19 protein-coding genes are annotated in these 24,083 nt (G+C 44.7%); 7 read left to right on the forward strand and 12 right to left on the reverse strand.

Annotated features, from left to right (window positions below; genetic code table 11):
- From AB4513_RS15785 to AB4513_RS15805, 5 genes are all read right to left on the reverse strand, one after another.
- On the reverse strand, positions 1-1,350 hold a 1,350-nt coding region (locus AB4513_RS15785; RefSeq protein ID WP_136975318.1), incomplete at its 3' end, for a VWA domain-containing protein.
- Positions 1,343-2,335 (reverse strand): VWA domain-containing protein, encoded by a 993-nt coding sequence (locus tag AB4513_RS15790; RefSeq protein WP_009845815.1) that lies wholly within the window; start codon positions 2,333-2,335, stop codon positions 1,343-1,345. The genes AB4513_RS15790 and AB4513_RS15785, both read right to left, overlap by 8 nt.
- Positions 2,328-2,813, reverse strand: a complete 486-nt coding sequence (locus tag AB4513_RS15795) for a DUF4381 domain-containing protein (RefSeq protein WP_009845814.1) — start codon at positions 2,811-2,813, stop codon at positions 2,328-2,330. The genes AB4513_RS15790 and AB4513_RS15795 overlap by 8 nt, the downstream gene beginning before the upstream one ends.
- Positions 2,810-3,736: a DUF58 domain-containing protein gene (locus tag AB4513_RS15800; protein ID WP_009845813.1), complete on the reverse strand. Its 927-nt coding sequence runs from the start codon at positions 3,734-3,736 to the stop codon at positions 2,810-2,812. The genes AB4513_RS15795 and AB4513_RS15800 overlap by 4 nt, the downstream gene beginning before the upstream one ends.
- A gap of 10 nt (positions 3,737-3,746) precedes the next feature.
- On the reverse strand, positions 3,747-4,703 hold the full coding sequence (locus AB4513_RS15805) for a MoxR family ATPase (RefSeq protein ID WP_009845812.1): 957 nt from the start codon (positions 4,701-4,703) through the stop codon (positions 3,747-3,749).
- Between the two features lie 463 nt (positions 4,704-5,166).
- Between AB4513_RS15805 and AB4513_RS15810 the strand changes: the two genes are divergently transcribed.
- Positions 5,167-7,083, forward strand: a complete 1,917-nt coding sequence (locus tag AB4513_RS15810) for a methyl-accepting chemotaxis protein (protein ID WP_009845811.1) — start codon at positions 5,167-5,169, stop codon at positions 7,081-7,083.
- A gap of 338 nt (positions 7,084-7,421) precedes the next feature.
- Entirely contained in the window at positions 7,422-7,622 is a 201-nt protein-coding gene (locus tag AB4513_RS15815; RefSeq protein WP_009845810.1) for a chromosome segregation ATPase, read from the forward strand.
- Between the two features lie 285 nt (positions 7,623-7,907).
- On the opposite strand, the gene malK is transcribed toward AB4513_RS15815, so the two are convergent.
- Positions 7,908-9,020, reverse strand: coding sequence for a maltose/maltodextrin ABC transporter ATP-binding protein MalK (malK, locus tag AB4513_RS15820; RefSeq protein WP_009845809.1), 1,113 nt, complete (start codon positions 9,018-9,020; stop codon positions 7,908-7,910).
- Between the two features lie 665 nt (positions 9,021-9,685).
- Here malK and malE point away from each other — a divergent pair.
- The 3 genes from malE (at position 9,686) to malG (ending at position 13,422) form a co-directional block, all read left to right on the forward strand.
- Positions 9,686-10,870, forward strand: a complete 1,185-nt coding sequence (gene malE / locus AB4513_RS15825; protein WP_009845808.1) for a maltose/maltodextrin ABC transporter substrate-binding protein MalE — start codon at positions 9,686-9,688, stop codon at positions 10,868-10,870.
- Positions 10,871-10,948: 78 nt separating this feature from the next.
- Entirely contained in the window at positions 10,949-12,520 is a 1,572-nt protein-coding gene (malF, locus tag AB4513_RS15830) for a maltose ABC transporter permease MalF (protein ID WP_009845807.1), read from the forward strand.
- 11 nt (positions 12,521-12,531) lie between these two features.
- A complete protein-coding gene (malG, locus tag AB4513_RS15835; RefSeq protein ID WP_009845806.1) occupies positions 12,532-13,422 on the forward strand; it encodes a maltose ABC transporter permease MalG in 891 nt (296 codons plus the stop codon).
- 573 nt (positions 13,423-13,995) lie between these two features.
- On the opposite strand, the gene AB4513_RS15840 is transcribed toward malG, so the two are convergent.
- From AB4513_RS15840 to AB4513_RS15850, 3 genes are all read right to left on the reverse strand, one after another.
- Positions 13,996-14,268 (reverse strand): hypothetical protein, encoded by a 273-nt coding sequence (locus AB4513_RS15840; protein WP_012600205.1) that lies wholly within the window; start codon positions 14,266-14,268, stop codon positions 13,996-13,998.
- A 230-nt stretch (positions 14,269-14,498) separates the two neighbouring features.
- Positions 14,499-15,002, reverse strand: a complete 504-nt coding sequence (locus tag AB4513_RS15845; protein WP_009845804.1) for an acyl-CoA thioesterase — start codon at positions 15,000-15,002, stop codon at positions 14,499-14,501.
- Between the two features lie 893 nt (positions 15,003-15,895).
- Positions 15,896-16,789 carry a DMT family transporter gene (locus AB4513_RS15850; RefSeq protein WP_009845803.1) on the reverse strand — a complete coding sequence of 298 codons (894 nt, stop codon included), beginning with the start codon at positions 16,787-16,789 and terminating at the stop codon, positions 15,896-15,898.
- 98 nt (positions 16,790-16,887) lie between these two features.
- On the opposite strand from AB4513_RS15850, the gene AB4513_RS15855 reads away from it, so the two are divergent.
- Positions 16,888-17,676 (forward strand): helix-turn-helix domain-containing protein, encoded by a 789-nt coding sequence (locus AB4513_RS15855; protein WP_017101015.1) that lies wholly within the window; start codon positions 16,888-16,890, stop codon positions 17,674-17,676.
- Between the two features lie 208 nt (positions 17,677-17,884).
- Entirely contained in the window at positions 17,885-19,132 is a 1,248-nt protein-coding gene (locus AB4513_RS15860; RefSeq protein WP_009845802.1) for a hypothetical protein, read from the forward strand.
- 146 nt (positions 19,133-19,278) lie between these two features.
- On the opposite strand, the gene AB4513_RS15865 is transcribed toward AB4513_RS15860, so the two are convergent.
- The 3 genes from AB4513_RS15865 to AB4513_RS15875 are packed head-to-tail and all read right to left on the reverse strand — an operon-like array spanning position 19,279 to position 23,668.
- The gene (locus tag AB4513_RS15865) at positions 19,279-20,412 is read right to left on the reverse strand and encodes a lipocalin-like domain-containing protein (protein ID WP_009845801.1); all 1,134 of its coding nucleotides are present in this window, start codon (positions 20,410-20,412) and stop codon (positions 19,279-19,281) included.
- Positions 20,412-22,946 carry an FtsX-like permease family protein gene (locus AB4513_RS15870; protein ID WP_009845800.1) on the reverse strand — a complete coding sequence of 845 codons (2,535 nt, stop codon included), beginning with the start codon at positions 22,944-22,946 and terminating at the stop codon, positions 20,412-20,414. Before AB4513_RS15870 ends, AB4513_RS15865 begins: the two co-directional genes overlap by 1 nt.
- An 8-nt stretch (positions 22,947-22,954) precedes the next feature.
- The gene (locus tag AB4513_RS15875) at positions 22,955-23,668 is read right to left on the reverse strand and encodes an ABC transporter ATP-binding protein (protein ID WP_009845799.1); all 714 of its coding nucleotides are present in this window, start codon (positions 23,666-23,668) and stop codon (positions 22,955-22,957) included.
- Between the last annotated feature and the right edge of the window lie 415 nt (positions 23,669-24,083).

Genomic DNA, 24,083 nt, shown 5'->3' on the forward strand with positions numbered 1-24,083 from the left:
CTGTTGCTGTTGCTGTTGCTTCCGAGCCTGTTCGACAATCTCTAGATTCTTCTTCGCGTAAGCATGTTCTGGGTTACTTTCGAGAATACGTTGATACTCTTTTATCGCTTGGTCGTACTTACCTTGCTTTGCTTGTGCATTGGCGAGGTTGTAGCGAGCATCTTCGCCAGAAAGACCTTGTAGCGTCTGTTCGGCCGCTTCGAAATCACCGGCTTTGTATTGCGCGATGCCTTTCCATTCTTGTTGTTCGAACTGTTCTGCGGCTTGTTGAAAGTCCTCATCTTGATACAACTGATAACCCACTTGGTCATCGGTTTTCCAAGGATTTGCAAACGCAGTATTCGGTTGGCTGAACGAGACAAATACAGCTAGACCACACCAAATGACCCCTTTTCGAAATAGCCCAAGTGCAGGAAGTAACAGAAACGGCAATAACCAGAAACCGTTGTTCACTCTGGTGTTGAGTGAGTTATTGGTTTTAGTCACTTCTGATGTTGTCGCAACTCGGTCGAGGTAACTTGCGATGTGTTCAACGTCTGAGTTATCCAATTGCAATTCAGTGAATGTGCCGCCAGAGCGACGAGTCAGGTCGCGCATATTGTCTACGTTGGTTTTCGCAACCACGGTTTGTCCTGAGTCGGTCTGTAACATCGAACCGGTAGGTAACGAGATCGGCGCGCCGCTTTCCGTACCTACAGCCAAGACTGATAACGTCCAATTACTACCAGAGAGTAGCGAGTCGATATCTTTCTTCTCTTGACCATCAATATCATCAGCAATCAGTACTAGATCGCCTTGGTAGATATGAGCATGAGTCATCATCTCAATCGCAAGCTTAACTGCCGATGCTGCATTGCCGCCTTGGAAGGGCATGATATCTGGTGATAGGTTGGGTACGAGGTTCTTGATGGTGTTGATGTCAGACGTTAGCGGACTGATGGTGTAAGCATCTCCGGCGTATGCCACCATTCCCGTTAGGCCTTCTTTCCAGAGTGATAGTAGATCCAAAGCCTTGTATCGCGCCTGTGTTAAACGGTTCGGCTTAATATCAGTGGCATACATAGACATCGACATATCCATGATCACAACTCGCGCCTGTGTTTTTTCAAAGCTTGGTTGTTCATTTTTTTCAAAGCTTGGACCGGCCAATGCGATGACACCGACCAACCACCAAACACCGAAATAAGTGCTGCGGTTTTTCGAGGGTTTGTTCGATTCAGGAGCCAAATAACGGGCGATGTGTGACGCTAATAACCCTTGCTTGGATTGTCTCTTGCTAAGCCACCAAATTGCGGGCAGCACGGCAAGAGCCAAGAACCAATATGGGTAGATAAAAGTAAAGTTAGACATTGTTTCTCCTAATGGCTAACAGCATAAATGCAAAGAACATGGCCGCAGACAGAGGCCAGACAAACCACTCTTGTTGTGGTCGCCAGATCTTAGTGGCATTCGTCACGGGCTCTAACTGGTTGATGGTGTCGTAAATCGTTGCCAGCTCTTTGCTGTCTCGCGCTCGGAAGTACTGACCGCCAGTACGTTTGGCGATTTCCATTAGAGTACGTTCATCCAAGTCTTGAGCAGTATTGACCTTACGAGTCATGAAGAACTCTTTGACCATCATTTCACCCGCACCGACACCCACGGTGTAAATTGTGGCGTTGTATTTCTTTGCAATATCCGCCGCTTCAAGTGGATCTAATACGCCCGCGGTATTACTGCCGTCACTGAGTAGAATCATTACACGCTGAGGAGCGTCGCTGTCGACAAAGGTTTTGGTGGCAAGGCCGATACCATCACCGATCGCAGTTTGAGTACCAATCAGCTTTAGCACTGCTTGATTGAGCTGTTGTGAAAGCGTGTCTCTATCTAACGTCAGTGGCGTCTGCAAGTAGGCGTGATCAGCAAATAGCACCAATCCAACTCGGTCGCCTTTTCGTCGCTCAATAAAGTCACTCAATACATGTTTCACCGCAGATAAGCGGTCAATGTATTCGCCATTAAACTGCATGTCTTCTTGGCTCATTGAGTAGGAGAGGTCGACAACCAACATCAAATCACGGTGTTTCGGCTGAAACTCAACCGGTTCACCGTACCAAACAGGGCGTGCCATGGCCGTTACCAATAAAAGCCAGATGATGACCGATAACGCCTTGGGTAAGCGACTGCTCGGTGTTTTGGTATTGCTGTCCTCGGGCAAAAACGGAAGCCTTAGAGCGCTGCTTGATTCTGATTTTGGTGAGAATAGGTAAATAAGGAGCGGCAGTGGTACTAGGATAAACATCCACCACCAAACAAACTCCACATCGAGTAAACCCATATTTAGAAAATCATTCATAACGACCTCGCTTTGGAGGAAGGGCTTTACGAAGCCAGATTTCGCAGTCGTTAACCAATTGCTGTTGAGCCTTTTTCTGTTCGTCGGTCATTAAGGTTGCATCTTGGTAGAGCGCTTGTTGCCATTGCGATTGTTTTGCGGCGAACAAAGGTTTTGCCAATTGCGCATCTAAGAACGTCAACCAATCATCACCAGATAAGCCTGCCACTTTTTCGCGTGGGAAATAGCTTAGTGCTGCCTGACGAACGATGTCTTGAGCTGCACTCGGAGACAAGGTATTTGAAGGCTGACTATCACGAAAGCAAGCAAGTGCTTCGTTCTTCGCGTATTGGTTCTTTTGTCTTTTGTTTACAATGAAAAATACTAAGGCGATCAGAACAATGGCCGTGATAATGATTAACCACCAACCCCATGCCAAAGGCCACCATGACGGTGCGCTTGGCGTAATAATAGGGCTCAAGTCGAGAGGTTGATTCATGACTGAACTCCTGATACTTGGCTCATTAACGATTGCGCACAAGACAATGAACTGTATGGGATCGCCAAAGAAAGGCTCATTTGCATAAGCTGTTGTTGCTTCTGATCAAATGCGTGACTGAGCTTTTCCTTTTCCTTGCTTGATGAAAAGTTAAACCATTGCGTTTTATTGCCGTCGGTGATCTGTTTTGAACCTTTGAAAGCAGTGACACCTTGCTCTAATGGATCGTAAAAATGCACCAAGCGAACCCGATTATGTCGACGTATTTGATTGATAAGTGAGTAATTACTTTCGCTATAACGAACAAAATCACTGAGCATAATGATATCGCTGCCTTTCGGGCAAAGCTGATGAAGAGACTTCAGCCCATGCTCTAAGGTTGTGTTGCTGTGATTGTTTGGGTTAGTCAGCGCTGCGTTATTGATTTCTATGACTTTTTGTAAAATACGCAGCGGAGCGTGGTTGCTAGCACTGGGTTTAATCTCAATGATCTCTTGGCCAGTATCGATCACTGCACCAATACGGTCTTTTTGAGCGACGGTTAACCAGCAAAGTTGGCTGGCAAAGTGTGCGAGTTGAACCGATTTAAGCAACAAGGTTGAGCCGAAAATCATACTGCTCGACAGATCTAAGAACAAAATCACAGGCTGTTCTCTTTCTTCAGAAAACAGTTTGGTGTGCGCCTTGCCTGTTCTCGCCGTGACGCGCCAATCAATGCTGCGGATATCGTCGCCCGCCTGATATTGACGAACCTCAGAGAAATTCATCCCGCGACCTTTACGATTGCTTTCGTGCTGGCCGTTAAGTTGCGACCACAGGCTCTTGGCTGGAGGCAACCAGCGAACAGACTGCGCTTTGTATTGCAGCAGTTCGTCCAGGCTTAACGTGACACCGTCACTATGGTTGGGTAATTGATTCTTCATGCGCGTATCCCTATGCGCTACCAACCAACGAGAGAAGGTGTGCGATCACTTGGTTTGCAGTGACCCCTTCGGCTTGTGCGTGGTAGCTACGAAGCAGGCGGTGACGCAGTACAGGGAATGCCATCGCTTGAACATCTTGTGGAGTAACATAGTCGCGGCCAGCAAGCCAAGCGTGAGCGCGGGCACAACGGTCTAACGCGATGGTTGCACGCGGGCTAACACCCATGTCTAACCATTGATCAAGCTGGTCGCTGTATTGCTTAGGTTGGCGCGTCGCCATTACCAGTCTGATGATGTACTGCTCAATGGTGTCTGCCATATGAATGTTGAGTACTTCTTGGCGGGCTTCAAAGATCGTTTGCTGAGATATCTCTTGTGGCTGAACAGATTCGTTGCCTTGAGCTTCGCCTCTGTTTAGGCGCAAAATCTCCAGCTCACTTTCCATGTCTGGATAAGCCACTTCTAAATGCAGCAAGAAACGGTCTAATTGAGCTTCTGGTAGCGGGTAAGTGCCTTCTTGCTCAATTGGGTTTTGCGTTGCCATTACCAAAAACAAATCGGGTAAGGCATAGGTTTTTCGTCCCGCCGTCACCTGCTTCTCAGCCATCGCTTCTAGCATTGCGGCTTGCACTTTCGCCGGAGCACGGTTGATCTCATCCGCCAGAATAAGCGAGTTGAAAATCGGGCCCGATTGGAAGGTGAATTCTCCCGTTTCTGGACGAAATATATCGGTACCCGTTAAATCAGCAGGTAACAAATCTGGCGTGAATTGAATGCGGTGGAAGTCTCCCTCGACACAGTCAGCCAATGATTTTACTGCGCGAGTTTTTGCTAGCCCGGGAGGCCCTTCAACGAGGATATGACCATCGGCCAAAAGGGCTATCATCAGCTGCTTAACAAGCTCTTTTTGACCAATGATTTGAGACTCTAAATAGTTTTGAAGGACTTCGAAATTTGTTTTGTGCATTTTGGACTCTCTGGGTATCCATTTGATTTTTATTTTGAGTATTGGTCACTGATTACTAGGAAAAAGTTCCAGTACGTTTGTGGAATTTATTTTTTCAAAATTGGAATTATTTACAAGCGGTTAACGAGAAAAAACCACTAAGCCATGGTTTGTACCATATCAATCGCTTTTTATATATCAAAGCTTCAGAGGCCTGTCGTTCAGTGAGCTTCGGGGAATCTCATTGTCCAGATAATTAAAATGAATGGTTACGTCTCACTGCATTAGTCTTGCTGATGGTTTTCTCTATAGAAGAATGGTTGCTTTGTTTCACCATGCTTACAAATTTTTGCGAAATACCTCTCTAGTTTGATGGGGGTTAGCCGATATATGGTGGAGAGAGTGCACTACTGGTTTAAGTGCACCAAAAAAAATCCTGTTCAGGATGTATAAATAACGAGCGATTCTTTTTAAAGGTCCAAATATGTTGAAAACTAACTCTCTGAGTATTAAACAAAAAGTTGTACTTGGAATTACCTTCGCAGTTCTTGCATCAACGGTGATTGTCGGTGCGATGGCACAAAAGCAAGCAAGAGATGTTTTGAGTCATCGATTAGTCGATATTGAGCTTCCGGGAATGTTAGAGCGAATTAATGGTGAAATTGACCGTGAAGTCTCTCAGCTATTGTTAGCTGCAGAACAAATTGCTTCGAATGAATTCATTTCTGACGCTATCGAATCGACCGATCGTGATGCCGTCTTAGAGAACAAGCTAGTAAAGCAATTGAACAATGTTCGTAACCAATACCAGCTAAATGATGCCTCAGTAGCGAACCGTCAAACGGCCTACTACTGGAACCAAGATGGCTTCTTGCGTCAACTCAATCAACAGCAAGATGGTTGGTTCTTTGGCTTTACGCAATCTGGCCAGCAGACAATGGTCAGTATGTTCCAAGAAGCGACAGGTGAAGTGAAAATGTTCGCTAACTACCAACAACCTTCTGGTTTAGCGATGTCTGGCTTATCGAAATCGATGGGTGACATGGTAAGTCTACTCAATAGTTTTAAGATCGAAGATACCGGTTTTGTTTTCTTAACGAATAGCCAAGGTGATGTTCAAATTCATCGCGAACGTTCGCTTAGTGATTCATCACTTCAACAACTTTACGGTCCTCAATCTAGTCAGTTGTTAAGCAAGTCAGGATTTAACCTGATTACAACGGAACATAAAGGACAAGAGTTGTTTGTCGCGAGTTTGTATGTGCCGTCAATGGATTGGTTCGTTGTTGGTGAAGTTCCGACGAGCGAAGTTTTTGCTGAGCTTGATGCAACGGCTAAACAGATGCTGATCATGACCGCTGTTGTAGCGTTAATCTTTATTCTGATGGGCGTGGTGCTAGCAAACAGTATTACTCAACCGATTAAACTTTTGGCTAAGCGATTCGGTGACCTTGGCGAAGGTGACGGTGACCTTGCTCAGCGTATCGAAGTGAAAGGCAACGATGAAATTGCACAGCTTTCAAAGGGCTTTAATGGATTCATCGAAAAGATTCACGAGTCGATGAAAGAGGTGTTTTCTACAAGCCAAGCACTTCAAGTCGCCGCTGAGAGTGTTTCTAACAAAGCGCACATCACCCACGACAATAGCCAAGAACAACGAGATCAAACTCTTCAGGTAGTTGCAGCCATTAACCAGATGGGCATGACAATCAGCGAGATTGCATCGAATGCGGCAACGGCTGCGGAAACGGCAACACAGGCTTCAGGCAATACTGAAGTAGGCCGATCTGTGGTAAACAAAGCAAAAGACGCGATCAGCCGTTTAGCGCAAGACATCGAAAGTACAGGTCAAGTGGTAGAGCAGTTAGCTTCAACGACTCAAGACATTGGCTCTATTTTGGGTGTAATTCGTGACATCTCTGAACAAACCAACCTACTAGCTCTGAACGCTGCTATTGAAGCTGCGCGTGCGGGTGAACAAGGTCGCGGCTTTGCCGTTGTAGCCGATGAGGTTCGTAACCTAGCAAGCCGTACCGCAGATTCTACTGAAGAGATTCAGAAGATGATCAACCAACTGCAAAGTGATGCTAAAGATGCCGTAACGGCGATGAGTGCAGGCAAAGTGATTACACTTGAAGGCGTATCGGCGTCGGATGAAGCGGTGGACGTACTGGGTGGTATTTCAGACCGTATCGTTGATATCACTGATCGTAACACTCAAGTGGCAACGGCAACGGAAGAGCAATCAACCGTAGTTCATACCATCAACCAGAATATTGAAGAAATCAACGCGATTAACGAAGTGACGACTGGAACCGCAGAGCAGCTTGCTGAAGCGAGCCAAGAACTTCAACAGCTTTCTTCTCGTCTAGATAAGATGGTTGGCTCGTTTAAGCTTTAATAGCGGATAAACTTGCAACACTTACATTGGAGCCGGATTCATTTCACGTGACCCCGGCTTTTTTACGTCTGATATGCTTGTTCGTTTGATACGGCACTTTACGTTTGATACGGCACTTTACGTTTGCTAGGCAGTTTATGTTTGGTGTGGCTTTTACGTCTGATGCTAATTGTTACGTTTGGTATAGCTTTTTACGTTGAACGTCGCCATTCAGACCGCAGTTCTGCATTTAAGCTGATGTTCACTTGATCTGGTTTCGGGCTTTGCACCTAATCGCCCTAGCATCATAGAGCGTAAATGAGTAAAATCTCGCTAGGTTTAATATTTAGGTAAGTATCATGAGCGATTTTGAAAAAGAACTAGAGCAGATGACTCAAGAGATGGGCGATGAGCCTGAAGTGAAACTTCCATCACTTGAAGAGCAAAAAGCGATCGTTGCTGAATTTAAGCGACTAGAAGCGGAAGGCAAACTGACACCTGAAGTGTTAGAACAGCATTTTGGCCAGTTCAATAAAACAAGTGATACGCCAATTCACTAAGTTATTTACTACGATTGGTATTAAAGTTGAGCAAGCCTATATCTTTATCGTTTAGATAGGATGGCTTTTAGCTCAAACAGATAAAGGTCTAGCATTCGCTAGGCCTTTTTTGTTTTTATACTGAACAGACAACAGACAACAGACAACAGACAACAGACAACAGACAACAGACAAAGCGCGATCTATTTAATGAAAGTAAAACTCGTTGTCAGAAAATGAGAAATCCCCCTTACAAGGTAAGAGGGATTCGATACGGGCAAGTTATATCCTAAAACGACGAATTGATTAGTCGGTGCCGTACTCTTTGTACAAGCGACGACATGCTCTACCATCGCTATGGAACAAGTGACAACGGTGTGCAGGAATACCAATCGCTAGCTTGTCACCAGACTCAATCGTCAACGTGTCTGGCTGGCGATAGATAACGTCAGCATCGGCACTGTCGAGGTTTAGGTAAACTTGTGTTTCGTTACCGAGCTTCTCGACCATCAACACATCAGCTTCAATCGTCGCATCACCTGTTTCAGCAGACAACAAGTGCTCAGGACGAACTCCTAGAGACATACGGTCACCAGCGTTGACAGTCGTGCCATCAACTGGGATCCAGAAAGTCATACCGTTTGAAAGTTGTACCAATACGCGTTCTGCTTCAGCTTGTTCGATGTGAACCGACATAAAGTTCATTTTTGGTGAGCCAATAAAGCCAGCAACGAAACGGTTTTGAGGATAGTGGTAAAGATCAAGAGGTTTACCCACTTGAGAAACAAAACCACCATCAAGCACAACGATTTTATCCGCCATTGTCATCGCTTCAACTTGGTCGTGTGTTACATAAATCATGGTACAGCCCAGTTGACGCTGTAGCTTCGTGATTTGTGAACGCATTTGAACACGCAGTGCTGCATCCAGGTTAGATAGAGGTTCATCAAGTAGGAATACGTTTGGTTGAGAAACCAGAGTACGACCGATAGCAACACGTTGACGTTGACCACCAGACAATGCTTTAGGTTGACGTTCAAGAAGGTGACCAAGCTGAAGGATTTCTGCAGCATGTTCTACACGCTTGTCAATTTCAGCTTTATCGGCGTTTGCCAGTTTAAGACCAAAAGACATGTTGTCGTAGAGATTTAGGTGCGGGTAGAGCGCGTAAGATTGGAATACCATACCCACACCACGTTTTGATGGCTCAACATCGTTCATGCGTTGATCACCAATGTACAAATCACCAGACGTAATATCTTCTAGACCCGCGATACAGCGTAATAGCGTCGATTTACCACAACCTGATGGTCCAACGAATACTACGAACTCACCTTCGTTGATGTCTAAGGTTACGTCCTTAGAAATCTGTACATCACCATATGATTTATAAACGTTTTTTAACGTGACACTCGCCATCTAGCTTGTCCTCGATCGATCAAATTTTAAGTTTTACTGCTTATCATTATAAGGAATTTTTGGGTCAGCAGTAACTGTAGGAATTGGTAAGTATTGAGTGAGTAAGAAAAAAGTGGGTGGGACTTGGATTCTTTAACCAAGCCCACCCGTCATAGCCAAACTGGTGCCTATTTCCCCCACATCCAGCTAAATCTCCCCCGTGATTCAATCACAGATTTAGCTCGATGCTTAATAAAGACAACAGCGGGCAGTGAAGCCAACTAAATGAAGAATGCGTCAACGCATAACATTCGCTGGTAAAGGGTTCTTACTATCCACTCTTGGATGAATGCAGTTTCGGTGAATTCGCGTAATGGTACATCCTCCCAATAGAAAATTAACTAGGGGGAGTAGGAGGGGAGGAGTAGATAAAGGGGGTTATCTATAACTGGCGATCCAGTTCAAATAAATCCACCGCATAACGGTGATGTGGATCACGATGAGTATCTACTTTGTGACTTCGCTCGCCAATCTTACCGGATGACGATCACGAAATTAGGCCATAATAGCTAGGGCGTAGTGGCTAGGATGATGAGCTGTCATTGATTTTCTCAGATCATAGCCTCCGAAAACTGGCTCGTCTTAATTGAATGCGCCCTACGTATAAATATAAAAAGGATATTGACATGAAAAACGCTCTAAGCGCTGTAGCTCTAGGCACAATCGTTGCTCTGGGTTCTTTTGGTGCAAACGCTGCTATCGAAGAAGGTCAACTAACTATTTGGGTTGGTGGCGACAAAGCTTATGAAGGAATGGCTGAAGTAGGTAAACGCTTTGAAGAAGATACTGGTGTTAAAGTAACCGTCGCTTTCCCTGACAAACTAGAAGAGAAATTCTCTCAGGTTGCAGCAGCTGGCGATGGCCCAGACATGATTTTCTACGCACACGACCGTTTTGGTGGTTTTGCAGAAGCAGGTCTTCTTGTTGATATCAAACCTTCTAAGGAAACTAAAGAAGGTATCGTAGACTTCGCATGGGATGCTGTTTCTTACGACGGTAAAACAATCGCTTACCCAGTTGCAGTTGAGTCAGTTTCTCTTATCTACAACAAAGCACTTGTTCCCAATCCACCTAAGTCTTGGGAAGAGATCCCTGCACTAAACGCTAAGCTTCAAAAAGATGGCAAGAAAGCAATCATGTGGCCTCTACGTGGTGGCGCTTACTTCACATGGCCTCTACTTGCAGCTGACGGCGGTTACGCGTTCAAGCAAACAGCGGAAGGTTACGACATTAAAGATGCAGGCGTAGCGACTGACGGTGTTCAGAAGTCTCTAGGTTTCATTGAGAAGATGGTAAAAGACAAAGTTATTTCTGCGGATATGGATTACTCAGTTGCTGAGTCTGAATTCGTAGCGGGTAACGTTGCAATGACAATTAACGGTCCTTGGGGCTGGGCAAACATCGAGAAAGCTGGCGTAGATTACGGCGTAGCAACATTGCCTAAGTTCAACGGTAAAGCGTCTAAGCCATTCGTTGGTGTATGGGCTGGTGGTATCAGCACCGCTTCTCCAAACCGTGATCTAGCCGTTGAGTTTATGGAAAACTACCTACTAACTGATGAAGGTATGAAGAGCTTGAACGACGACAAGCCACTAGGCGCTGTTGCTCTTAACTCTTTCCAACGTCAACTAGACAGCGACACTCGTATTGCAGCAACAATGGATAACGCGATGAACGGCGAAATCATGCCTAACATCCCTCAGTTCACAACATTCTGGTACAGCATGGAAGAAGCTATTGGCAACGTAGTTGATAGCCGTCAATCAGTAGAGCAAGCACTAAAAGGTGCTGAAGCTCGAATGACTAAGTAACAACCAAGCACTACCTTTTAAGGAGGGGGCAACCTCTCCTTACTTTTCTATTTTTATATCTCGTTAGCAGGTTCCTCTATGCAGTCAGTTCAAGGTTCAGATGCGATCCCGGCACCATCAAGCCTTCCAGGCAGTAAAAGCGTCTTCATCAAATGGGGGTTGCTTGGTAGTGTTGGCTTAATTAATGGCTACGCTACAATTTTAATGTATTCTCGCGGTGAGCTCGCATTTGCGCTGCTTACTGTGATTTTAACGGCTTTGGCTCTTTACATTTTTGGTAGTAAGAAAACTTACGCCCACCGTTATATTTACCCCGGTATTGCCGGAATGATCTTATTCATTCTTTTCCCACTGGCATATACCGTAGGGCTTGCGTTTACTAACTACAGCGCAAAAAACCAGCTCTCTCTAGAGCGTACTCAAACCGTTCTTTTAGACCGTTCATTCCAAAGCGGTGAAAGCTACCCATTTACTTTGTACAAAACAGATAACGGTCACCAGATCGTTGTGAAAGATGGCGACCAGCTGTTAGCAACTGATGTATTTTCTCTGGAAGGCATGACATCAACAGAGATGGACCTATCTGCAATTGACTCTGTACAAGGTGAAAAAGAGAAGATCAAAGCGATCATCCAAAATCGCTCTGTGATCAGTGGTGTCGATTTCCATCTGCCAAATGGTGATGACATCCGCATGAGCGGCTTACGTAAATTTGCTGCCGTTGCACCGCTTTACACTCTTCAAGATGACGGGGAAACGTTATACAACAATGAATCTGGTGAAATATTGAAACCAAACATGGAAGTGGGTTTCTACCAACCGGTTGACGAGAAAGGTGAGTTTATCGGTAACACCATTTCTCCAGGATTTGTTGTAGACATTGGTACAGCCAACTTTGAACGTGTTTGGAAAGATGACGGCATCAAAGAACCGTTTATCAGTATCTTTATTTGGACGGTTGTATTCTCCATTTGTACGGTAGCCTTCACACTTGCAATTGGTTTGGTTCTGGCAAACGTTGTGCAGTGGGAAGAGCTGAAAGGCCGTGCTGTGTATCGTGTTCTACTAATTTTGCCTTACGCCGTACCAGCATTTATCTCGATTCTTATCTTTAAGGGCCTATTCAACCAGAGCTTTGGTGAGATTAACATGGTGCTTGAGAGTATCTTTGGTTTAAGCCCAAACTGGTTCTCCGACCCGATCTTAGCGAAAACCATGGTGTTGATTGTTAACACTTGGCTAGGCTTCCCTTACATGATGATTCTATGTATGGGTCTACTAAAAGCGATTCCTGAAGATTTGTACGAAGCGTCAGCAATCGATGGTGCTAACTTCCTTGATAACTTCAAGCGAATCACTTTTCCATTGATGATAAAACCGTTAACACCGCTATTGATTGCAGCGTTTGCCTTTAACTTCAATAACTTTGTCATGATTCAACTATTGACGAACGGTGGCCCGAACATGATTGGTACTTCTGAGCCAGCGGGTTACACAGACTTGCTTGTAAGCTACACGTACCGAATTGCATTCGAAGGCGGTGGTGGTCAAGACTTTGGTCTAGCAAGTGCAATCGCAACGCTTATCTTCCTATTGGTTGGTGCCCTAGCGTTACTAAACCTTCGTTTCACTAAATTGACTCAAGATTAAGGAGCACGACAATGGCTATGGTACAAGGTAAGAGCCTTAAATACCGAGTATGGGCAACGCATATTGCGCTGTGGTGCTTCTTAGCGCTAATTATTTTCCCACTACTGATGATTATTGCTATCTCATTCCGCGAAGGTAACTTTGCAACCGGTAGCTTGATTCCAGACAACCCATCTTTGGAACACTGGAAATTGGCTCTGGGTATGTCAGTGACGAATGCTGATGGCTCAGTTACTCCGCCTCCATTCCCAGTACTGACTTGGCTGTGGAACTCAATAAAAGTAGCGGGTATTACGTCAATTCTTATTGTTACACTGTCGACAACATCGGCTTACGCATTTGCTCGTATGCGCTTTAAAGGTAAAGAAACTATCCTGAAAGCGATGATGATTTTTCAAATGTTCCCTGCGGTATTGGCTCTAGTGGCTATCTACGCACTGTTCGACAAATTAGGGCAATACATCCCATTCTTAGGCTTGAATACGCATGGCGGTCTGATCTTCTCGTACTTGGGCGGTATTGCATTACACGTTTGGACGATTAAGGGCTACTTTGAGACGATTGATAACTCTTTGGAAGAAGCTGCAGCATTAGATGGCGCAACACCTTGGCAAGCGTTCAGATTGGTTCTATTACCACTGTCAGTACCCATCCTAGCGGTTGTATTCATTTTATCTTTCATTGGTGTTGTTGGTGAGGTACCAGTTGCTTCCATCCTATTATCGGACGTGAACTCTTACACGCTAGCGGTAGGTATGCAGCAGTACCTATATCCTCAGAACTACTTATGGGGCGACTTTGCGGCAGCAGCGGTACTTTCCGCACTTCCGATTACTATCGTGTTCTTACTGGCTCAGCGTTGGTTAGTTGGCGGTTTGACGTCGGGTGGTGTAAAAGGATAAGCTGTCCTTATAAGAAAGACAAAAGAGCGACCGTTAGGTCGCTCTATATTGGCATTTTTATTACATCATTTGGTTTGGCCGCCGATCAGTAATAAAAATAACCCTCAGGTTACGCATAGCTGGCTACTAATCAGGTTCCTTACGCTATTAATGATTAGTGGTTTTTGTAACTCTAACCCAGGTACTTACTTGGGTTTTTTTATGCCCGCTACTTTTATCTCTATCTCTATCTCTATCTCAGTCTCTATCTCAGTCTTTTTGGTTTCTTTCAGTCATTAAATACTGAAGTACCTCTTTCCTGAATTTTTCCGGTTTCATCTCTCTAATTGAAGACATCAACGAGTCTCACAAATCAGACACTCAGTATAGGGGGCCGCAGCTCTATTGATATATGAGTAATATTTCCATGCGTGATACTTCAATAATTTGGATGCAACGGATCGGTCGATTACACAGAAAGTGCCTATAAAGGCAGGCTCGTGTTAATGTTTTGTGGTGGGTGTTCTCGGTAGTTATTGATTTGGTGGTAAATATTTCCAAGATGGAAGAAGAAAAGGAAGAGGTGATGTGAGACTAAAACTCTTTGCTAGAAGGTGCGCAACCTAAATGCTGAAGTAAAACATAGATGCTGTCTTGATAAAGAGCTACGCGACGAAACAGATCCGCAAACGTCTGATCACCGCCAAAACAAGCTTGGATATAGTGGTTAATTTCATTCGTGTCGTAGCCTTCGACGTACAAACTTCTAACCCATTGATACTCAACTGCTTTCAAGTTCGTCAGTGTAGATTCGCAAAGGGTGGGAAATGTCGTGCTCAAAAGTGGCTCCAAGAAATTTAAATACATCCATTATGATTGGCGGTATTTAAACAGAGCAAAATGACGACTTTATTACAGTCAAAATAAATCCGTGAACAAGTATCGGATCATTTTAACTTTTGACTGGGTATCACGCTTTATAGTCAGCATTAGGTGTGTAACGGATTTACTTGGGTATAGAGAAGGAGTTGAAAATGCCAAGCAAGTACTGCCTGGCATCGTAATAAGGTTTTGTAGGTTAGATCTGCTAGTGGCGCCTATTTAAGATACTTCACGTGCGCTTCCATCTCTTCACCTATCTGCTTTCGCATGTTCATTAGGCGAATAGCCGAATCTCTTAATTCAATGTCTTCTGGCGTTTCTGGCACCCATTCTGGCACCTTAGTCGGGTTACCATTCTCATCAACAGCGACCATAATAACGATACAGTGAGTCGTTAGGCGGTTGTTGAGTTCTTTAGGGTCACTAGCTTGAACGTCGATAGCGATGTGCATAGAAGATGAACCCGTATAAATGACCTTCGCACTTACTTCAACAAGGTTTCCGACATGGATAGGAGCAACGAATCGAATACCACCAGCGTAAGCGGTAATACAGTACTTACCACTCCATCCAGCAGAACAAGCATAAGCCGCTAAATCGACCCATTTCATTACTGCACCACCATGAACTTTACCACCAAAGTTCACATCCCCGGGTTCAGCTAAAAAACGCAGAGTAACGTCTCGTTTACCATCTTGTCGGCTATTGTGACTGCTCATCTATCTTCCTTCATTATTATCGTTCTGAATAACATGCTCGTTACTTGCTAATAACAATATACTTAAGATGACATAAATTAAAGCGGATAATCTCACTAACAAGACTATTTTTTCAAACAGATGGCGAGCTGATGACTATTGATGTTTAAAGGAGGTGTACGTGACGCTCCAACAGAGGAGTACTCTATCGAGCAAGTTGGCCGAAGGGTCGATTGCAAAAAAAAACACCTAGCGGAATGCTAGGTGTTTCTAAGCCGTGTGGTACTCATATCGGTACCTTTTTGAGTTAGCCAACTAACCGTCGCTTATCTGGTTTAGTTAAAGTGATGGTATCTTAATTAATCCCAAAACGATAGTTTTGATTGTTTTCTTATAAGCTCACTTTCTGTTCGAAAAGTATAGAACCTTCGCGTGGATATTTCCTTTCGTATTATTGCCAGAAAACTCTTTTAATGCATTTTGCAGTAATAATCTGTATTTATCGGGAAATTAAGGTGTTAAAACTAAATTGGCATCAATTTTAAAGTATTCACTTTTGTATAAACCAAAGTAACTAGACGGTTCTTTTGTTGCTATAACTTTTCTCAATGGCTCATAATGATCTGGGTTACATGAGTCGTGTGACCATAGGAGAGCGATTAGATCAACAGTTACCTGCTTTCTGGAGAGTTATTCTAACGCTTTGAACACTTAAACCGTACTTAGTGCATTAAATGGAAGTTGCTGAGATATTGCAATAGTAACACCATTATTAAGCGTACTTAAAAGCTTCATGAACGAAAAATAAAATCAGAGAGCATGAATCGAGAAATCGACAATAAACAACAGTACCTGCTAACGAGGCAGGTACTGAGTGGAAAATGGAATGGGGCATTGTCGCAGGTTAAGTGGGGTTAGTTTTGCTGAGGTTGGGGAGCCTCAAGCCTTGGTTTTCTTTTGATTTGCGTGAGGATGACGCCTGAAATCACCATTGCACCACCAATAATGTGGAACTGGTTAATCTTTTCACCCAGCCAGGTGGAAGCCAATACGATCGCGATAACTGGCATCAAATTCATAAACATCGCGCTTGAATCCGCGCCAATGGTATCAATCGCTTTCACCCACATCCAAGGCGCTAAAATTGAAGCGGCCACCGCGGCGTAAGCTATCAATGGTATCGCTTGTTGCGGTGGTAAAAGCTGTTCGCTGGTAAGCCAAAGTGGCGTAAGCATCGCGACAGCAAATAGACCCTGAATGTAAATCACCACCCAGCTACTGATTGGCATTTTCCAGCGTTTCAATAACACACAGTAAGAAGCATAAACAAAGGCCGCAATTAACATATAGCCATCGCCTTGAGTCAATTCTTGATGCATGAAGAATAACGGGTCGCCTTTACCTAACATCAGAGCTAAGCCTGACAGTGACAACACACCGCCAACAATACTCAAACTAGAAATCGACTTGTGCAACAGAGGGACGCTTAAAAACACACTGATCAATGGAACCAAAGAAGTGATCAGTGCCATGTTAGAAGCGGTTGTGGTTAAGCCCGCGTAATAACCTAGAGATTGGTTCAACACCATGCCCAAAAAGCCGAGGAACGCTAATTTTGATAGGTTTGGTTTAATGACAGCCCACTGTTTCATTACTGGGCGAATACAGAAAGGCGTGAGAATTAACATCGCAAAAAACCAACGGTAAAAACTCATCGCACTAGGTTCTATAGTGCTTGCAGCAAGCTTGTTGACGATTGCATTGGCGCCCCAGATACAGACTGTAAAAAATGGTAAGAGATAATGCATGTGAGTTCCGTCGCAAATGAGTTGATGTGGCTAGTTTGACAGGTCGTTATACTTACAAGTATCTTTAGAAAGACATCAGGCGCGATAGGAAGACAAGTTTGAAAAAACACTCCAGAAACCTTCACCCATCCTTATCAATTGATAAGGCACCATCCAACGTATTTATGAATTTTGAAGCGTTTCTTTCGAACACTGAAACCCGAGTTCATAGCCACTCATGGGGACAGGTTCAATTGATCAGTGGCGGTATATTAGAGATGGAAGCGGAAAGCACCCGATTTCTAGCGCCGCCACATTTAGCGATTTGGGTACCAGCCGGGGTGATGCATTGCAGTTATAACCGTAAGCCTTTGGACTACTGCTCGCTAAATATTGCCCCAGAACTCACGCAACATCTGCCAGATAAAACCAGCCTTATAAAGATCACGCCGATTGTGTCTTCTATTATCGATGACTTTCGCGAGCGTGGAATCAATGTTGCGGAAACAGAGCAAGATCAAAGGCTCGTTCAGGTACTGCTTGACCAACTTGCGCAGCGTGAGGTTGAACACCACTTCTTGCCTTCAACTGACAATAAGTATCTAGCGCCTATATTAGCTTCTGTTGAAGAGAACCCAACCGATGAAGTGACGCTGAAAGATTGGGCTGAACGTGTCCACACTACGGAAAGAACCCTTTCTCGCCACTGCCAGACGGAGCTTGGAATGAGCTTTACCGAGTGGCGACTGCGAGTGCGCTATCTGTACTCGATGGACTTGTTAAGAAACGGCCAATCGGTCAAAGAGGTGGCTCTTACATTGGGCTATAACCAAGCCAGCCCATTTATCACAATGTTCAAACGTTACGCGAACCAGACGCCAGAACAGTATAAGAACCGTTTGTTGTGATTGGTTTCTTTCATCCGATGTATTAATAATTGATGTTTCCCTTTTTATATTTAAGTTTTTGTTATTAAAAGATTAAATTCGGTGTTGATAGCGGACGTACACGTCTGTTTCGTCAATGGTTTGAATTTGGTTATATAAGCATTTAGTTTTTTGATCGTATTTGAGTGATCATTTATATAATCACTTGCTCAAAATGCCGAGGAAAAATTTGAAATTTATTATCCCAACGATATCAGTATTAGCTGTAACACTTTCTGCATGCGGTGGTGGTAGCGATAGCGCTGCGCCACCACCTAAAAAGACTAAAACCGTAGTTCCTCAAATGTCCATAACCCCGGCATCAGGAAGTGTTGCAGATCCAAAAGATGACGTTGCAAAAAACTCTTATAGTAGTCCCGTCATGTATACAGCTAATGCTATAGGTAGTACTGATATCAAAGAGTGTATCAAGTCTCTAAACCTATTTAATATTTATAGTATTGGTTGGGACGATGAATTTAATGAAGAGCTTTCATCTAAGCAGCAAAAAGATCTCAAAGGTTTTTATGGTGTTTATGGCGCAAACGGAATTGTCGATTACTCTGCCCACACCACCGAAGCTATCGAAGCTAAAGATTGGATCAGTTATTTCTACTACGATGCAAATTTTCAAGATTGTGAAGCGCGTCGTTACAAGTCATATGCCAAGGTCAATAAAGTAGGCCAAGACATTACCGAGCTTAGCTACAAGTACAGTGTAGATGCCGATGCTACGACAAACACACCTCAACAAGATATAAGTAACTATACGGCTTGGCAAAGCGACGCTGCGAAAAACACAGTGGTTGGTTTAGTGACCAACATTACAACAGGTAGCATTCAACACAAGCAGCAACTGAAAAGCTTCACATCCGACAATGGGCGCTTTGTTGATAACGTCAATTTCAGCAAGATGTTTAGAAATAGCTATTTCTTTGAGTCTTATGACAATGGCGAAGTTGAGTTCCAAGTTGTTGGCGGTAAGGTGATTGATAGATATGCAAAATTAAACCAGTCAGCCCCAGATACATACTATGCAGTTAACTTGATTTCGGCATACTTCCCTGGTGTTGGAACAAGAATTAATTGGTGTGTACGAGGGAGCCAGTTCGTACTAAACAAAGAGACGCCTATTAGCGAAGCACAATACAGCAGCATTATTGAAAATGGTGATTTGGGAGCGGCTTACTGTGACCCATTTGATGCGAATATCAGCCAAGTTCGTTACTACGATACAAAAGGAAGTATAGTCTCAGACAGCTCCGCAATTGCGCTTGAGTTAAACAATAAGTTGGCACAAGGCACTATTGTTAAAGACAAGTTGGATCAACGAGTAGCAAATAAGAAATTGTACTTAGGAAAAACACACAGTGAATATTTCCAAGATACTTCTTTGGCGAATCAAGTTGATCAGATCAAAGCCGATTTGACTAAATAGGCTTGCTACCGGGTTTAAGCTCTCATCTGATTAAATAAGTCATAGCCGAATGCAGGAGAATAAATGCGTTCGGCTATTTTTTGTACCATTTATTTTTCTTAAATAAACTGATTGCATATTAAATTGGTTTGTATCATGCCTTTGGCTTAGTACCCAGTTAACTCCATATAGCCCGTACCAGAGTGTGTTCCTTCAATAACGATTGGCCCTTCCCAATAGGGTACAGACAGTGGCATTTTTGCTTCTGGATTGAGTGCCGAGACGGTCAGTTCGATTTGTTGAGTTGGAATCGAAACTTGCCATTCTGTTGGATAATCGCGTCCGTCGATTTCTGTTTGCTTGATAGCGGTTAAGCGGATGTCTTGCTGCTTAATCGCGATGCCAGAGCCATTTTGTTTCATCAGCCTTGCATGGGAATAACTGGCTTTGCCTGTTGTTGAGTTTCGAAGTTGAAATACCACCAAGCTGGTTTCATCACTCAGCCTTAGCGCAAACCAATCCCAACCTTGTTGCGAGTCGAGTAAAAACTGAGAGCTCCATTCTCTGTCTATCCAACCTTTGCCAGAAACCAGATGGGTTACTCCATCAATAGTTACCTCGCCCGATACATTAATGAATGGTTGACTGTAGTAGTAGGAAGCCACTTTGCCATCGCTACTTTTAGTGCTGTAGCCTTGTACGCCTTGCTTTTGATAAGGCGCGTTGCTGGTTAACTTAAGCGAGTAGCCAAACTGATCTGAATTAGCGTCCAAGGTTGCGGGGAATAGATCATCGCTTGAAGAGTTCCATTGCCAGTCATCAAGATAGACACGAAATGGGGAAGTGCTGACACCCGCCAGTTCAGCTTGGTCACGTGACCACTTTTCATCGGCGTAGTGCTTATCTTTAGTGGTGACTGCGCTGTGTGCCATGTAGATTTGCTGACTTTGCCACGTAGTTTTCTTAGTGCTATTGCCACTTTCCAGTGGTGCAGCCGCGAAGCGGAATTGTGTCCACTGCACGCCTAACGCATTGCCGTCTTCATCAATTAAGTTTGCGGTTAAGTACCACCATTCATGACGAAAATTAGGGTGTGCTTGATGGTCGGCAGGGAAGGTGATCTCGATACCTTTTACTACCGGAGAAAATTGCGCTTGATCGATTGCCGTTTCATTCTCGGTTTGTGTTTCTGCGCCAAGTATCGAACCCATATTTTGAGCTGATGGTTGAGTTGACTCCTCATACCCTAAAAGGAGCAAGATGCCAAGTGTGAGAACGAAAACTCTCATTGTTCGATTCATCACAACACCTCGCTCTGTAAACTGGATACCACGGGTTTACTGACCAAACGCCACAGTGGAATCAAGGTCGCAAACACAGCCACTAGAATGGTGATGGCTGCGATGCTGAGTGCGTCACTCCAATTCCATACGTAATTTAAGCTCCAACCAAAGGCGCGCAGGGTAACGATGTCCGTCAACACATAACCGACCATAGCGCCGAGTGGTAAGGCGATAACCAGAGTGAAGGCGACCAGAACAACGATTTGTCCGACCACCATCGCCATCAATTTTTTCTGACTAACACCGAGCGCATACAACCTTGCAATCGCGGCTTTGCGTGCATCGAGCAACATGAAACAGGCGCAGAACAACCCTATCACCGCCACCATTAAAGTGACGCCATTAAGCGCCCGAGTGATGGCAAAAGTTTGTGAGAAGATATCTAAAGCGATCGATTTTATCTGTGCTTGATCGTAAAGCTGGCTAGGGTGCAAATTGAGTTGTTGGCGTAGCTGTTCGTACACCACTTGTGGGTCGCCAGAGGCTTTGATTCCCAAGCTGGTGGGTAAGTCAGTAAACCCGCTTTCGAGCCATAAATTAGGTGCAAGCAACACTTCACCATTCGGTGAGCCATAATCGTGGAAAATCGCCCCGACGATGAGTGTTTTGTTTTGGATCGAGTCGAGCTTGAGTTGGCTTCCAAGGGACAACCCGAGCTTCACCGCAGTGGGTTCGCTGATCGCCACGAATTCACCTTGGTAAAAGCGCGTCCAGAAATCATCAAGGTGGGATTGAAATACCATGGTTTGCTCAAGTGTGTCTCTGTCTTTGGTACCGAGCAAAGTCGGCAAGCCCTGTAAGTTATCGTTGACATAGTATTGCTTATAAACGGTTTCAACATTTTCAAACTGCTCTAACGCACGTTCCACATTCGCGATTTCACCTTGGGCAGGGCTAACGTAAATATCGGCATGTAATCGCTGTTCAAGCCATTGCTTCAACGTGGATTCAAAGCTGCCGACTAAGGTATTCATTCCCACATTTGCGGTGACAGCGAGAAGCAACGCCATCATGGCGAGGGAGAGAGGGGAGATAAGTTCACGCAGCTCAGCGAACAGATATTGTATTAACCCCGATTGGGTACGTTTTTCGCTCCAGTTCGCTAGCACGCTGAGTGTTTTGGGCAAATACAAAGGAATCGACACCACTAACACACCGAGCCATGCCATGGTGAAGCGATGATGTTCGCTCAGCCATAACCCTGCTAACGCGACAATGGTTAATACTGACCCTATAACAAACAGCTGATTTTCGTTAGACGCTTCCGGCGCTTGATAGAAACCGCCATGGGAAGAGAGGGGTTGTCGCACTCGCTGTTTAAAGTGCTGCCAACACGCGACAAGCGTTGCGGCCAGCGTGAGTAGCAGTGCCTGCACTAACCATTGCCACTGCCATGTGCCGGGAAGCAGTGTCGCACCATAAAGTTGCTCAAGCGTTATCGCGACGGTGGGATGCAGCCAATGGCTGAGTTGAATGCCGAGAATGAAACCAAGTGATGCGCCTAGTGTGACTAAAACCGTGAGCTCGATTAGCAGAGCAGAAAACACGATGCTTGGCGCAACTCCAGCTTGTTGAATTTGTACCAACAGCCGATTACGCTTGAGCAAGCTGTATTTTACGCCGTTGTAAGCGATGAACAAACCAACCAAAAACGCCAACAAACTCATGGCGGTAAGATTGAGGTGAAAACTATCGGTAATTGAACCGAGATCCGTACTTTGGTTGTTGGAAATCCATTGCCCCTGTTTGTCGATAAGGCTTTGCCACTTATCCTGAGTATTGCTGTTAGTGTCGCTCTTAGTGTCAAAAATAGCGATATAGCTCAGTTCCCCTTGCTTGTTCAGCAGTTGCTGAGCGAACCCAATGTCCATCAACATTCGGCTACCGAGCTGCCATTCATCTGGCAGTACCACAACCTTGGTGAGTACTTCATCCAAAGTGAGCGTGTCCACTTCGTCCAAACTCTGGTGCTGAGATTGGCTCATCATCACAATGGGTTCACCCGCTAAGAGTTGCGGCAAAGGTAAGGCCTTGTCGAACAGGGAAATGTTTGGCTCTTTGGTTTGAGTGTTGCTTTGTTCGTCGACACGAGCGTGACGAGATCTTGAAGTGAGGGCGGCGATCAACTCACTGCCTTGAACTGACCAGCGTCGGCCTTGTTCGTCTCTGATTCGCCCTTCAATCACGGGCAGCGCTGCGCTTAATCCACTTTGTCTTAAGGTGAAGTAGAGCGATTCCGGCAAATAGTTTTGCCCTGCTGGTGGAATGATAAGGTTCTGCGCTTGGGCGCTAAGTTGCTCGGTCGATTCTGCATAACTGCGCTTGGCATTGAGGTTGATGGCTTGCACCGCGACAAACAAGGTGACCGCCAGCACAATGCCGATCAGAATCGCTGCGGCTTGCAGTGGCGACTGGCGGTAGTGTGCCGCGAATAGATTCAGAGTCAGTTTGGTATGGGTGGGCTGGTTCTGTGCGAAGCCAGTTTGTTTCATTGGATTACTCACAACGTTGCTACTCTTTGGGTTAGCTCCGCGTTCCTTAAACAACCATCATCTAACACCAATTTTGTCTGCATAAAGCTGGCACATTCTGGGCTGTGCGTAACCAAAAGTACGGCAGTGTTGCCTTGTGTGGTGATTTCACTCAGCAACTTCATCACCTCAATGCCTGCCTTGTGGTCGAGGTTGCCTGTGGGTTCGTCGGCAAGCAATAGCTTAGGTTTATGGGCTAGCGCACGCGCTATTGCGACTCGTTGTTGCTGACCGCCAGAGAGTGCGGATACGTGTCTTTCGAGTAGCTCACTGATGCCCAATGCATCAACTAAATAATCGCACCAGTCGCTCCATTTCTGTTGATTTAAATGGAGAGGAAACGCGATGTTTTGTTTTACGTTGAGTGGCGTTAATAAGTTGAACTGTTGAAAGATAACGCCTAGTTTTTGATGGCGGAATCGGCTCCACTGTGGATCTTTCCAATCTGATGTGTTCTCGCCATCGAGCCACAATTCTCCACCAGATAGTTCGCCACCGGATAGAGGTTCAAACCCCGCAATGATATTCAGCAGAGTACTTTTCCCACTGCCACTCGCCCCTGTCAAAGCCACGCTTGCCCCTGTCGCCAAAGCGAAATCGAAATTGTCCAACACGCTATGAGTGTCTTTACCATCAACAAAGCTTTTGCTGGCCTGTGTGAGTGTGACAATAGGGCTTTCCATTTCCTTTCCTTATAACCAAAACTAACCATCAAAAGGTGTCGTTACTTGTGGCTATTACCGAAGCGACAAGCTCTATAAAACTGTAGACAATAATCTCAAACAATAGAGCGATTTATATCGAATTATTAATTAACTTGTACTTCGATAAGAGGGAAATAGATCAGTGCGAGGGAGAATACAGATGTTGGTGGGAATGTTTAAGCCATCAAAGATGTTTTCGAATTTGTTGTTAGATGGTTCGTGACCACGTTTATGATCTTAGAGTAAAGACTATTTGCTCTAAATTTTCACGTAAGAAGACGCAATAACAACTTGTTGTTAACGTAATGAGATTAATTTATTCGCGATTGTGTACTTACACCACTAATCGCTAATACAAGATGGCAGATTCTATTATTTTCGAATATTATAGTTT

The sequence above is a fragment of the Vibrio sp. 10N.222.54.E6 genome, assembly GCF_041473955.1.
Lineage (GTDB): Bacteria > Pseudomonadota > Gammaproteobacteria > Enterobacterales > Vibrionaceae > Vibrio > Vibrio tasmaniensis_A.